General features: G+C 67.0%; 10 protein-coding genes. 4 read left to right on the plus strand and 6 right to left on the minus strand.

What is annotated here, in order from left to right:
• Window positions 1-58: 58 nt before the first annotated feature.
• Window positions 59-1,021, plus strand: coding sequence for a tripartite tricarboxylate transporter substrate binding protein (locus tag AC1RQC_RS38665; RefSeq protein WP_492376374.1), 963 nt, complete (start codon window positions 59-61; stop codon window positions 1,019-1,021).
• 67 nt (window positions 1,022-1,088) lie between these two features.
• Here AC1RQC_RS38665 and AC1RQC_RS38670 read toward each other — a convergent pair whose 3' ends face one another.
• From AC1RQC_RS38670 to AC1RQC_RS38680, 3 genes are all read right to left on the minus strand, one after another.
• Window positions 1,089-2,477, minus strand: coding sequence for a tripartite tricarboxylate transporter permease (locus tag AC1RQC_RS38670; protein WP_492812536.1), 1,389 nt, complete (start codon window positions 2,475-2,477; stop codon window positions 1,089-1,091).
• 39 nt (window positions 2,478-2,516) lie between these two features.
• A complete protein-coding gene (locus tag AC1RQC_RS38675; RefSeq protein WP_492886643.1) occupies window positions 2,517-3,035 on the minus strand; it encodes a hypothetical protein in 519 nt (172 codons plus the stop codon).
• A gap of 106 nt (window positions 3,036-3,141) precedes the next feature.
• A complete protein-coding gene (locus tag AC1RQC_RS38680) occupies window positions 3,142-4,428 on the minus strand; it encodes a hydroxymethylglutaryl-CoA reductase, degradative (protein ID WP_492886645.1) in 1,287 nt (428 codons plus the stop codon).
• A 111-nt stretch (window positions 4,429-4,539) separates the two neighbouring features.
• Between AC1RQC_RS38680 and AC1RQC_RS38685 the strand changes: the two genes are divergently transcribed.
• Window positions 4,540-5,931, plus strand: a complete 1,392-nt coding sequence (locus AC1RQC_RS38685) for an aminotransferase-like domain-containing protein (protein ID WP_492376365.1) — start codon at window positions 4,540-4,542, stop codon at window positions 5,929-5,931.
• A gap of 243 nt (window positions 5,932-6,174) precedes the next feature.
• Window positions 6,175-6,828, plus strand: coding sequence for a peroxiredoxin (locus AC1RQC_RS38690; RefSeq protein ID WP_006158821.1), 654 nt, complete (start codon window positions 6,175-6,177; stop codon window positions 6,826-6,828).
• Between the two features lie 162 nt (window positions 6,829-6,990).
• On the opposite strand, the gene AC1RQC_RS38695 is transcribed toward AC1RQC_RS38690, so the two are convergent.
• The 3 genes from AC1RQC_RS38695 to AC1RQC_RS38705 all read right to left on the minus strand — a co-directional run bounded on the left by AC1RQC_RS38695 (window position 6,991) and on the right by AC1RQC_RS38705 (window position 9,679).
• Complete coding sequence (locus AC1RQC_RS38695; protein WP_492376364.1) at window positions 6,991-7,275, minus strand: hypothetical protein; 285 nt, start codon at window positions 7,273-7,275, stop codon at window positions 6,991-6,993.
• 133 nt (window positions 7,276-7,408) lie between these two features.
• Window positions 7,409-8,626 (minus strand): CaiB/BaiF CoA transferase family protein, encoded by a 1,218-nt coding sequence (locus AC1RQC_RS38700; protein ID WP_492376363.1) that lies wholly within the window; start codon window positions 8,624-8,626, stop codon window positions 7,409-7,411.
• A gap of 81 nt (window positions 8,627-8,707) precedes the next feature.
• Entirely contained in the window at window positions 8,708-9,679 is a 972-nt protein-coding gene (locus AC1RQC_RS38705; RefSeq protein WP_492376362.1) for a patatin-like phospholipase family protein, read from the minus strand.
• Between the two features lie 175 nt (window positions 9,680-9,854).
• Between AC1RQC_RS38705 and poxR the strand changes: the two genes are divergently transcribed.
• A complete protein-coding gene (gene poxR / locus AC1RQC_RS38710) occupies window positions 9,855-11,558 on the plus strand; it encodes a phenol degradation transcriptional regulator PoxR (protein ID WP_492376361.1) in 1,704 nt (567 codons plus the stop codon).
• The last annotated feature ends 151 nt before the right edge of the window (window positions 11,559-11,709 follow it).

Here is an 11,709-nt window from a genome sequence, read left to right on the forward strand (position 1 = left end):
CCGGTTTGCTCCCTTCTCCCACTTGTGGGAGAGGGAGCCCCGTGCCCGTGGCCTGTGGATGAACGCATGCCTGATCGCCGCCGCGCTGGCGTGCGGCCTGAGCGCCACGGCGCGCGCCGAGGCGCCGTATCCGTCAAAGCCCGTGCGCGTGGTGGTGCCCTACACCCCGGGCGGCGTGTCCGACGCCGTGACGCGGCTGGTCATGCAAAAGCTGGCCGAGCGCCTGGGCCAGCCCGTGGTGGTCGAGAACCGCCCCGGCGCCAACGGCATGATCGGCTCTGACAATGTGGCCAAGTCCGCGCCCGACGGCTACTCGCTGCTGGTGGTGGTGGCCGCGCATGCCATCAACCCCAGCCTCTACCCCAAAATGAGCTACGACCCGGTCAAGGACCTCACGGGCGTCAGCCAGATCGGGCGCATCCCGCTGCTGCTGGTGTCCAGCGCCCAGTTGCCGCCCGGCAGCGTGAAGGCGCTGGTGGCCTGGGGCAAGGCCAATCCCGACAAGATGACCTACGCCTCCAGCGGCAACGGCTCCGGCGCGCATCTGGCCGGCGAGCTGTTCTCGCAAGCGGTCGGCATCAAGATGACCCACGTGCCCTATAAGGGCGTGTCGCCGGCGTTGCCGGACCTGTTCTCCGGGCAGGTGGCGATGATCTTCGATTCCGTGCAGACCATGATGCCGCAGGTGAAAGCCGGCAAGCTCAAGGCGCTGGCGATCACCAGCGCCACGCGCTGGCCGGCCGCGCCCGATGTGCCGACCATGGCCGAGGCCGGCTATCCGGCGGTGACGGCCAGCAGCTGGATCGGCCTGATCGCGCCCGCCAGGACGCCCAGGCCGGTGCTGGCAAAGCTCTCGGCCGAGATGGATGCGGTGCTGCACCAGCCGGAGGTAAAGGCGCGCCTGATCGAGTACGGGATCGATCCGGTGGGCGGGACGCCCGACCAGTTCCAGGCATTCATCAAGGAAGAGGCCGGGCGTTGGGGCGAGGTGGTAAAGAAGGGCGGCATCCACGTCGAGTGACGGGTGGCAGAGGCCGCCGTCGTCATGGCGCGCCGCCTTGGCCCTTTGGTCCTTTGGTCCTTCAGGGCTAGCCGATCAGCTTGAGCAGCGCGGGCACCGTCAGCACGGCGGTATAGTAGCCCATGAACTGCACGCCGGTATTGAAGCCGATCGCCCTGGAGAGCAGCCCGCCCAGCAAGCCCATGGTCAGGATGACCAGCAGGCCAAGGAACTGGCCTTCCCAGACGCTGATGACCAGGATCAGGCCGACGAAGGTGGCGATGATGGCTTCATGCGACACCTTGCGCGACACGAACAGGGCGGCGCTGCGCGCGTAGTTCATGGCAAACGGGTAGGACACCAGCGCGGCTAGCAGCACGGCCAGCAGCCCGTAGCCGAGAAACTCCCAGTGGTTCAGCAGGTTGTGCAGGTTGTGGGTCTGGCCGGCGCCGGCGTCCACGGTGTAGACGGGCGGCGCGTTGAACAGCGGCGCGGCGGGGCCGGCAGCAACCGGGCTGAGCGGCAAGCCGAAGGCGATGAGCGGGATCAGGGCCTCGGCAATATAGGTGGCTTCCGTGATGCCATTGCGTGCGCTGAGCACGGTGGTCAGGCGGTGATAGGCGTGCTTGACCCGTGCCCCCACGATCTCGCCGAGGACCACGGTCATGGCGACCGGGCTGAACACGAACGTCGCGCTCGACACGGTGGCGGTGGCCACGGTCCATTTCACCTGGCTGCGATCTAGCACCTTGAACGGATTGGGGAAGTACCCCGACCAGCCTTTGACGTCAGGCGCCAGCGCGAACGTGCGCACGCGGTCCCGCTGCATGCGCGGGCGATCCACCGGGGAGATGGAGGAGAAGAGATCCGCAATGAGTGGGCCGATGGCGATGCCCAGGAAGTAGCTGATGCTGAGCTTGACGCCGAACTTCGCCGTCAGCGTCTGCAACGCCACGATGACCACGACAAAGGGCACCAGCGTGGCCACCGAAGCCCACCTGCCGGCGGAGCTGTAGGCGATGATCACGGCGGCCACCACGAAGATCCACGGCGCGGCCTTGGTGATCGCCGAGCCGAACGGCGCGAGCAGGACGGCGAAGAGCACCGCCAGCGGCACGGCGATAAACGCCGCGATGAGCGCGCCCGAGATCATCTTGCGCAGCGCGATATGCGGCACGCCCAGGTTGCGCAGGTGGTTGGCGTCCTGCAGCAGCGGCGTGGCCATCGTGTCGCCGGGGATGCCGAGCAGCGCGGTCGGGATGGCGTGGGTCATGTGCTTGGCGACGGCGCCGGCGAGGAAGAACGTGAAGACCCCCTCGGGCGGCACGCCCAGCAACACCACCAGCAGCGTCAGCGGCGCCAGCGTGGTGGTTTCATCGGTGCCGGAGATCAGGCCGATCGCCGCAAAGACGACGGCGCCGGCCAGCCCCATGCCGGCGGCAATGAGGATGTGGGTAAGCAGTGCAGATTCGATCATGATGAGCCTTCGATATCCTGGATATCCGTGGGCCGGCGTTCAAGCCAGGTTGGACCGGGGACTGACGGGCGTGGTGTGTGTGGTGGGCGTGGAGAGCGTGGAGAGCGCCACGTCCTGCGCCGGCTGCGGCACGCCGTTGCGGCGCTCGCGCGCGGCGAAGAGCTCGAAGAGTTGCAGCTCCTTGAGCTCCTGCACCACGGGCGCGGGAAGGTCCGCGATGGCGCCGAGCCCGCCGGCTTCCTCCGCGAGCTTGTCCAGCACTTGCTCGCGCCAGGTCGGATCGGCGGCCTCGCCTTCGATCACTTCCCGCTTGGGCCGGAACAGGCAGGCGCAGATGAGGCCCGCGAGCAGGCAGCCTGCCAGGCCGGCCAGCATGGCGTAGGCACGCGCCAGCTCCGGTGTCTTGACCAGCCCGTTGAGCACGCGGCTGGCGAGCAGGAATCCCGTCAGGCTGACCACGGCCCCGATGGCGATGGACCACGCCAGGTGCCGGGTATCCGCGGTGTCTCCCCAAACCTCGACGAGACGCCGCGCCGAGGGCGCTTGCTGTGTGTTCATTGACATGTCTCCGGATGTGGCTGGCATCCCGGTGCTTGCATGCTTGCGCGCGTCGATGCCAGCTCTGGTTCTTGTTGTTCGCCGCGGCTGTGCCGCATGTTCCTGCTTACCTGCTCCTGAGCGCCGCCAGCAACGCTACCGCCCGGTCGGTGCGCACGTCTTTCTCCTCGGCCATGCGCTTTGCAATGCGGTCGACCTCGTCGCCGGTGGCGCCGGCCACCAGCGCGATATTGCGCGCATGCAGCGCCATGTGGCCGCGCTGGATGCCCTCGGTAGCCAGCGCCCGCAGCGCGCCAAGATTCTGCGCCAGGCCCACCGCGACCGCGGTCTCGCCGAGTTCCTGGGCGGATTTGACGTCGAGGATCTTCAGCGCCAGGCGTGCCAGCGGATGCGTCTTGGTGGCACCCCCGACGAGACCCACCGGCATCGGCATTTCGATGGTGCCGACCAGGGCGCCGCTGGCGTCTTTCTCCCAGTGCGTCAGGGACGTATAGCGCCCGCCGCGGCAGGCATAGGCATGGGCGCCGGCCTCGACCGCGCGCCAGTCATTGCCGGTCGCCACGATCACGGGGTCGATGCCGTTCATGATTCCCTTGTTGTGCGTGGCGGCCCGGTAGGGGTCGATGGCGGCAAAGGTATACGCGTCGATCACGCCCTCGATGATCTCGGCGCCGCTGCGCTCCTGGGTGGCGAGCACCGCCGGCGTCAGCCGCACGCGGGCACGCGCCAGCCGCAGGTCGGCCAGGTTGGAGAGGATGCGCAGCCGCACGGAGCCGCCGGTGATGTTCTCCACAAGCGGCGAAACGGCTTCGGCCATGGTGTTTACCGTGTTGGCGCCCATGGCATCGCGCACATCCACGATCAGGTGGATCACAACCATGGCCCCGCGCGGCGTATCGGGGAAGACATGGACCTCGATGTCCTTGCAGCCGCCGCCAAGGCCAATCAGCACCTTGTCGCGGCTGTTTGCCACGTCCAGGATCGCCGCCCGCTGCTTCAGCAAGGCCTGCCGGGCGCCGTAAGGGTCCGTGACGCCCAGGACCTGCACCTGCGCCCGCATCAGCGGACCTGTGCTGGAAGCCTCGAAGCCGCCGCATTCGCGCGCCAGCTTGGCCATGAACGAGGCCGCGGCCACCACCGACGGCTCTTCCACCACCATCGGCACCAGCACATCCCGGCCATTGACCTGGAAGTTGCCCGCGACGCCAAATGGCAGCTCAAACGTGCCGATCACATTCTCGATCATGCCGTTGGCGAGTTCGACACTCAGGGCGCCGGGCTCGGCCACGAGCCGGATGTCGTGCGCCGACAAGGCGGCGGCATCGCCTACGTAGGCCAGGCGCTGGGCAGGCGTCATGGCGCGGAAATTGGGCAGGCGAGAATCGGTCACCATCGGTGTCTCCGTGAGTGGGTTTGGAATGGAGACAGTTTAGGTACACTGTACCAGCATAAAAAGGTACAGTTGGGCAGGACAGTTTGATCCAGCCTTCCGGAGCACAAGCCGATGACGAACCCCAGATCCCCCTCGATTGCCACCGTGCTGGCCGATGCCATCGAGCGGCAGATTGTCGAAGGCGCTTACCGCACCGGCGACAAGCTGCCCTCGCTCAGGGAGCTGGCGCAGCTGCACGGGTACAGCAAGAACACGGTCGTCGCCGCGTTCGAGATCCTGGTGGGGCGCGCCCTGGTGGAACCCCGGCGCGGCGCGGGCTACTTCGTGCTCGCGCGGCCCGCCAAAGCGCCGCGGGACGAAGATGCCGGTTCGCTGCGGCGCGCGATGGACATCGTCTGGCTGATGCGCGAGCAATTGAAGAGCAGCCCGGACGTGCTGGCGGTGGGCGATGGGTTTCCGCCGGTGGCGTGGCTAGCGGAAGCGCGCCTGGACAAGTACCACCACAAGGTGGTGCGCACCGGCCTGGGCGCCTTGTTCCGCTACGGCAACCGCTTCGGCTACGGGCCCCTGCGCGATCACCTGGTGCGCAAGCTGGGCGACCTTGGCATCGGCGCCGATCCCCGGCAGATCGTCCTGACGCATGGCGCCAACGATGCCATCGACCTGGTGATACGGTATTTCCTGCCGGCCGGCGCGACGGTCCTGGTCGACGATCCCGGCTATTACCCGCTGTTCGGCAAGCTCAAGCTGGCTGGCGTCAGGATTGTCGGCGTGCCGCGCCTTGCCGATGGGCCTGACCTGGAGGCGCTGGAGCAGTTGCTGATCCAGGAACGGCCGCGCTTGTTCTTCACCCAGTCCGTCGCGCACAACCCCACCGGCTCGGACCTCTCCGCCGCCAAGGCCTACCGCGTGCTGCAGCTGGCGCAGAAGTTCGACCTGCTGCTGGTGGAAAACGATGCGCTGGCGGATTTCAAGCCCACCACGCTGCCCCGGCTCGCGGCGCTGGATCAGCTGGAGCGGACCATCTATATCGGCAGCTTCTCCAAGTCCGTCTCCGCCGCGTTGCGGGTGGGATTCATTGCCTGCGGCGCGGATCTGGCAAGCGATCTCGCCGATCTCAAGGCGCTGATCCACGTGAGCAGCTCGGAGTATTGCGAGCGCACCGTCGATGTGATCCTCAGCGAAGGGCACTACCAGCGCTACATCACCAAGCTGCGCTCCCGCCTGGCGGAGGCCACCGACAAGGCGCTGGCGCTGTTCGAGCGGCTGGATGCGCGCATCTTTGCGCGGACCGGGCAGAGCTTGTACCTGTGGGGGGCGTTGCCGAACGTGGACGACTCGCTGGTGCTGGCGCAGAGGCTGCTGCCGCAGAAGGTCGTGATCGCCCCGGGCCGCGTCTTCCGCGTGGACTCCGAGGCGACATCGCCGTGGTCGCGCTTCAATGTGGGCGCGGTGCTGGATCCCAGGTTCGAGGCGGCTGTACGCGGCGCGCTGGATCGTTAGCGCAATGCCGCAACGGAATATCCGGCTGGCGCAGGTGATTCACGAAGTACGCGAGATCGGTTGCCGGGCGTGTGGCGCATGGTACTGGAGGCGCGCTTGCATTACCTCTCGTATCCACCTTTGCGCAGCGTCACAGCCCACTATACTGAGCCTAGCGCGCCGAAAGTCACGGCAGCGTCGGGACGACAGCCGCTACCATGCCGGTCATTGTCTCGCCCCCACTTAATCCCATGGAGGTTGAACATGTCGATTCGCATCGGTGACGAAGCGCCCGATTTCACTGCCGATACCACGGAGGGGAAAATCAGTTTCCACGAATGGATTGGGGACAAATGGGCCATCCTGTTTTCCCATCCGAAGGACTTCACCCCGGTCTGTACCACGGAACTGGGCTATATGGCCCGGCTCAAGCCGGAATTCGACCGGCGCAACACCAAGATCATCGGCCTGAGCGTGGACCCGGTCGCGGACCACCAGAAGTGGGTCAAGGACATCGAGGAGACGCAGGGCCACGCCGTCAACTATCCCATGATCGGCGACGTCGACCTCACGGTCGCAAAGCTCTACGACATGATCCATCCGAACGCGAGTGGCGGGCCGCGCACTGCCGTGGACAATGCCACCGTGCGCTCGGTGTTCCTGATCGGGCCGGACAAGAAAGTCAAGGCGATGCTGGTCTATCCGATGAGCGCCGGCCGCAATTTTGACGAAGTGCTGCGGCTGCTGGATTCGCTGCAGCTGAATGCAAAGCACACGGTAGCCACGCCAGTGAACTGGAAGCCGGGCGAAGACGTGATCATCCCCACCTCGGTCTCCGACGACGACGCCAAGAAGAAATACCCGCAGGGTTTCAAGACGCTCAAGCCGTATCTGCGGGTGGTGTCGCAGCCGAAGTAAGGCATGCGTCGGATGGGCTCGCAGTGCGATGGTGGCGCCGGTCCTCCGGCTGGAGGACGGTGCGTATTGTTGTAAGCCCGGTTGTAAGCCCGGTCGTAAGCCCGGTCGTAAGCGCGGTCGCGAACCCGGTCGCATGCCCGGTCGCGAGCGCGCCTGCGCTCGTCAGCCCGCGCCTGCCAGCGAAGCCCTCAGTTCATCGCGCTGCGTGAAACTCGGCGTGGCCAGCCAGCCGACGAAGTCGTCGTGCCAGTTCTCCCAGGCGTTTTCGTCGAAGTCGAAGGCCTCGTCCAGGTGCCCGCCGTCGCGCAGGTAGGTGCCGACGATCCGCGTGCCATCCCAGTACGCCGCCACCGCCACGTCGGCGAGGTCCGCCGTGGTCCCGACCGGGAGGTCGCGCAGCAACATGGACAAGTGTGCCTTGAACGATGCGAATTCGTTTGAGGTCATGGCTTGCTCCGCTAATGGGAAGAGTATGTCCAGAGGATGTACCCGTTCCCGGGGCGCGTCAATTCCGGGCGTTGCGCGCCGCACGCAAGGCAGCCAACCGAGCGGCCAACCGAATGGCCAACCGAGCGGCCAACTACAGGATTCCCCGCTCCCTCAAGCCCGCAACGTCCTCGTCGCTCAAGCCCAATTCCGCCCGCAGGGCCGCATCCGTGTGCTCGCCCAGCATCGGCGGGCAGCGCATCGCCACGGGCGTGGCCGAGAAGCGCATCGGGCTGCGCAGGCTCGGCGCATTCACGCCGCGCCCGTGCGGCAGTTGCACCAGCAAGCCCCGATGCTTCACCTGCGCATCCTCGAACACTTCGTCGAGCTCGTTGATCGGGCCGCCCGGCACGCCGGCGCGCTCCAGCGACGCCAGCAGGTCGGCCGCGTTCCAGGTGGCCACTCGCTCGGCAATCGTCTCGCGCAGCGTATCGCGGTTGGCAACCCGGTTGGCGTTCTGCATGTAACGCGGATCGGCGGCCAGCTCGGGCATGCCGAGCAGCTTGCACAGCGCAGCGAACTGGCCGTTGTTGCCGGAGGCAATGATCAGGTGGCCGTCGCGGCAGGCAAAGACTTCGGAGGGCGCGGCCACGGGGTTGCTGTTGCCGGCGCGCCGGGGCAGCTTGCCGGTCATCTGGTAGCCCAGCGCCAGGTGGCCATTGACGGCGACCGAGGCATCGAGCATGGCGGCATCGATGTACTGGCCTTCGCCGGTGGCCTGGCGGTGGTAGAGCGCGCCTAGCAGGGAGACGGTGGCGTACAGGCCGGTGAGGATGTCGGTGATGGGGATGGCGGTGCGCATCGGCTCGCCGCCAGGGCTGCCGTCCGGCTGGCCGCAGGTGCTCATCAGGCCGGCCATGCCTTGCAGGATGAAGTCATAGGCCGGGCGCGCTGCGTAGGGGCCATCGGGGCCGAAGCCGGTGACCGAGCAATAGATCACATCGGGGCGCACCGCGCGGATGGACTCGTAGTCCAGGCCGTATTTCTTCAGGCTGCCAGCCTTGTAGTTCTCCACCACCACGTCGCAACGGGCGGCCAGCTGGCGTACCAGCTCGGCGCCCTCGGGCCGGGAGATATCGATGGTGAGCGACTGCTTGCCGCGGTTGCAGGCCAGGTAGAAGGCGGAGTCGTTGGTGGCCGCGCCCTGCGCATCGGTCAGGAACGGGCCCATCTTGCGGGTGTCGTCGCCGTCGCCGGGCTTCTCGATCTTGTAGACGGTGGCACCCATGTCGGCCAGGTTCTGCGTGGCCCATGGGCCGGCTACCACCCGCGTCAGGTCGAGTACCTTGATGCCGTCGAGAATTGCGCTCATGTGCTTGCCACCCGGAGGATTGAGATCCCGCATCATTCGCCGGATCGGCCGGCCTTGCAATTCGCCAATGCCAAAGCCAGCTTACTGCGGGGCGCAAGCGTGCGTGTGGCCGGCGTGGGGTTGATGCGTATGGTCGGACCCTTGTGCCGGGTGCGCGGGGTGCGCCTGGTGCGGATCGTAGTCGCAGCTCGGGTTGGCTTCGTCGTGCGAATGCGGGGACAGCGCGCCGGGGATGTGCCGGCTGTCGAGTCCGCCGGCGTTGAGCCAGGCCAGCGTGGCCGCGGCGGCACGGTCTATCAGCGTGCCGCACTGGGTGTAGTCGTAGGGGGAGACGTCGAGCGGGCACAGCGGCGGGACCACCGAGATATGCGCGTGATCGGCCCAGCGCTCGAGGTCCTGCACCAGCTGGCGCGCCACCAGCAGCGACAGCGCGTTGAAGGCATGGTCGATGGGCCCGCGCGGCTCGCGCCGCCGCGCGCAGGCAAAGCCTGCCGGCAGCACCACCACGCGTGTGGCGCCCAGGCGGATGGCGGTGGACACCGGCGTGTTGTTGGCCACGCCGCCATCTATCAGTTGCCGCCCGCCCAGCGACACCGGCGGAAACACGCCCGGGATGGCTGCGCTGGCGAGCACCGACTGGACCAGGCTGCCGGAGGACAACACCACCTCCGCGCCGGTTGCCATATCGGTGGCCACCACGTATAGCGGCACTTCAGCGCGCTCCAGTGCAATATCGCCAAAGTGGCGCGACAGCAGGCGCTGCAGCGCGGCGGAGTCGACCAGGTGGGCGCGCTGTCCGCGCAGCATGCCAAACAGGCTGCGCCACGACCACGGCATCACCTCGGCCCGGCGCAAGCCGCGCCAGAGCGTCTCGAGCTGGTTGGTGCCTGCCACATGCGGGTTGCAGGCGTAGTAGGCGCCGTTGATGGCGCCGGCCGAGGCGCCGATCACCAGGTCGGGCTTGACGCCCCACGCCACCAGCTCGCGCAGCATGCCGGCCTCGATGGCGCCGAGGCTGCCGCCGCCTGCAAAGACAAATGCGGTTTTTTCCATAGTTTGTGGTGCGGTGCAATAGCCCCGGGGATCCCTGTCAAGGAAAGCATAGGCGACATTGCGCCGGCATGACAGGCGCACGTGGGGCCGGTGGGCGCGGATGGCACATAATGTGCGTGCAGTGCTAGGAAAAGCACGCGCGCCGAGGGTGTCCTGGCCGCCAAGAGAGGAGACAATGAGCAGTTCAACCGACAAGTTTTCGGCCACCATGCGCGACGGCCTGGCCCATCTCGCGCGGCGCCTGCGCTTTGCCATGGAGGAGGGTTCCATCTGGCTGGACGAGCAGCGCATGATCCTGATTCATACCGCGGCGCTGGGCGCCTTGCGCAAGGAATTGGTGGATACCCTAGGCATGGAGCGCGCGCGCGGCTTGTTCATGCGCATGGGCTTTCATTCCGGCATGCGCGACGCGGAGCTGGCCAAGAAGCTGCGCCCGGGCGACAGCGACTTTGGCCTGCTCGAGATCGGGCCCTGCCTGCACACCATCGAAGGCGTGGTGCGGGTGACGCCGGTCAAGGTGGACATCGACATCGCCGCGGGCATCTACGACGGCGAATTCCTGTGGGAGGACTCCTTCGAAGGCGACGTGCACCGGCAGTTGTTCGGCATTGTCGACGCGCCTGCCTGCTGGATGCAGATCGGCTACGCCACGGGCTACACCTCGGCCCTGATGGGCCGCACCATCCTCTACCGCGAGGTCGAGTGCATTGCCTGCGGCGCTGATCACTGCCGCATCGTCGGCAAGCCGCTGGAGGCGTGGGAGGACGGCGCCGAAGTGCTGGCGCTTTACCAGCCCGACCCGGTGATCGAGACCATCCTGGAATTGCAAAGCGAGGTCGAGCACCTGCGTGCCTTGCAGCGCAGCACCGACAAGCCAGCCGACCTGGTCGGCGGCTCGCCCGAGTTCCGCGCTGCCTGGGGCTTGCTGCAACGCGCCGCCGGGAGCAGCGTCACGGTGCTGCTGCTGGGCGAGACCGGCGTTGGCAAGGAGCGCTTTGCGCAAGCGTTGCACGGCGTGAGCGCCCGGGCCGACAAGCCCTTCATCGCGGTCAATTGCGCCGCGATTCCCGATGAGCTGATCGAGGCCGAACTGTTCGGCGTGGAGAAGGGCGCCTTCACGGGCGCGCACCAGTCGCGCCCGGGCCGCTTCGAGCGGGCGCATGGCGGCACCCTGTTCCTGGATGAGCTGGGCGAGCTGTCGGCGTCGGCGCAGTCCAAGCTGCTGCGGGTGCTGCAGGAGGGCGAGGTAGAGCGCGTGGGCGGCACCGAGCCGCGCAAGGTGGATGTGCGGCTGGTGGCGGCCACCAACGTGGACCTGGCCGAGGCCGTGAAGCAGGGCACCTTCCGCAAGGACTTGTATTACCGGCTCAACGTCTACCCCGTCACCATTCCGCCGCTGCGCGAGCGGCTCGACGATATCCGCCTGCTGGTGGAGCGCTTCGTGGCCCGCTACGGCGCGCGCCACGGCAAGAAGATCGTCGGCATCACTGACCGCGCGCTGGCCGAGCTGCGCCGCTATGACTGGCCGGGCAATGTGCGCGAGCTGGAGAACGTGATCGAGCGTGGCGTGATCCTGGCCAGCAACGGGGGGCAGATATCAGCGGACCACCTGTTCCTGCCGACCAGCGCGCCGCCTGGCATGGACACCGCGCCGCGCCTTGGCGTCAAGGGCACCTTGCCCGAACTGCGGGAGGCCGCCGTGCATGGCTTGCTCGATCATATGGCTGAGCAGCAGCTCGCGCTGGGCGATGTGGAGACGGTGTTGATGGAGGCGGCCATGCAGCGCGCCAATGGGAATATGAGTCAGGCGGCGCGGTTGCTGGGGATTACGCGGCCGCAGTTGGCGTATCGGTGGAAGATTAGGGGGATTAGGGGGTAGGGGGAGGGGGGGCGGTGGTCGCTGTTTTGGGGTTTTCGCTTTTTCTTTGTACGGCGTTGGTTTTTGGACCCAAGAGCCATACGACATCCCCCTGCGGGGGCTGCCGGTCACTCTTCTTTGCGTCGGCAAAGAAGACTAACGAGAAGAAAGC

It is taken from the genome of Cupriavidus sp. GW822-FHT03E04 (assembly GCF_058801495.1).

What these genes read in the sequence shown, in the direction of transcription:
- AC1RQC_RS38695 (WP_492376364.1), bottom strand. Translation starts at nt 7,275, where the DNA reads ATGACCTCAAACGAATTCGCATCGTTCAAGGCACACTTGTCCATGTTG.
- AC1RQC_RS38705 (WP_492376362.1), bottom strand. Translation starts at nt 9,679, where the DNA reads ATGGAAAAAACCGCATTTGTCTTTGCAGGCGGCGGCAGCCTCGGCGCC.
- AC1RQC_RS38690 (WP_006158821.1), top strand. Translation starts at nt 6,175, where the DNA reads ATGTCGATTCGCATCGGTGACGAAGCGCCCGATTTCACTGCCGATACC.
- poxR (WP_492376361.1), top strand. Translation starts at nt 9,855, where the DNA reads ATGAGCAGTTCAACCGACAAGTTTTCGGCCACCATGCGCGACGGCCTG.
- AC1RQC_RS38665 (WP_492376374.1), top strand. Translation starts at nt 59, where the DNA reads ATGAACGCATGCCTGATCGCCGCCGCGCTGGCGTGCGGCCTGAGCGCC.
- AC1RQC_RS38675 (WP_492886643.1), bottom strand. Translation starts at nt 3,035, where the DNA reads ATGAACACACAGCAAGCGCCCTCGGCGCGGCGTCTCGTCGAGGTTTGG.
- AC1RQC_RS38700 (WP_492376363.1), bottom strand. Translation starts at nt 8,626, where the DNA reads ATGAGCGCAATTCTCGACGGCATCAAGGTACTCGACCTGACGCGGGTG.
- AC1RQC_RS38670 (WP_492812536.1), bottom strand. Translation starts at nt 2,477, where the DNA reads ATGATCGAATCTGCACTGCTTACCCACATCCTCATTGCCGCCGGCATG.
- AC1RQC_RS38680 (WP_492886645.1), bottom strand. Translation starts at nt 4,428, where the DNA reads ATGGTGACCGATTCTCGCCTGCCCAATTTCCGCGCCATGACGCCTGCC.
- AC1RQC_RS38685 (WP_492376365.1), top strand. Translation starts at nt 4,540, where the DNA reads ATGACGAACCCCAGATCCCCCTCGATTGCCACCGTGCTGGCCGATGCC.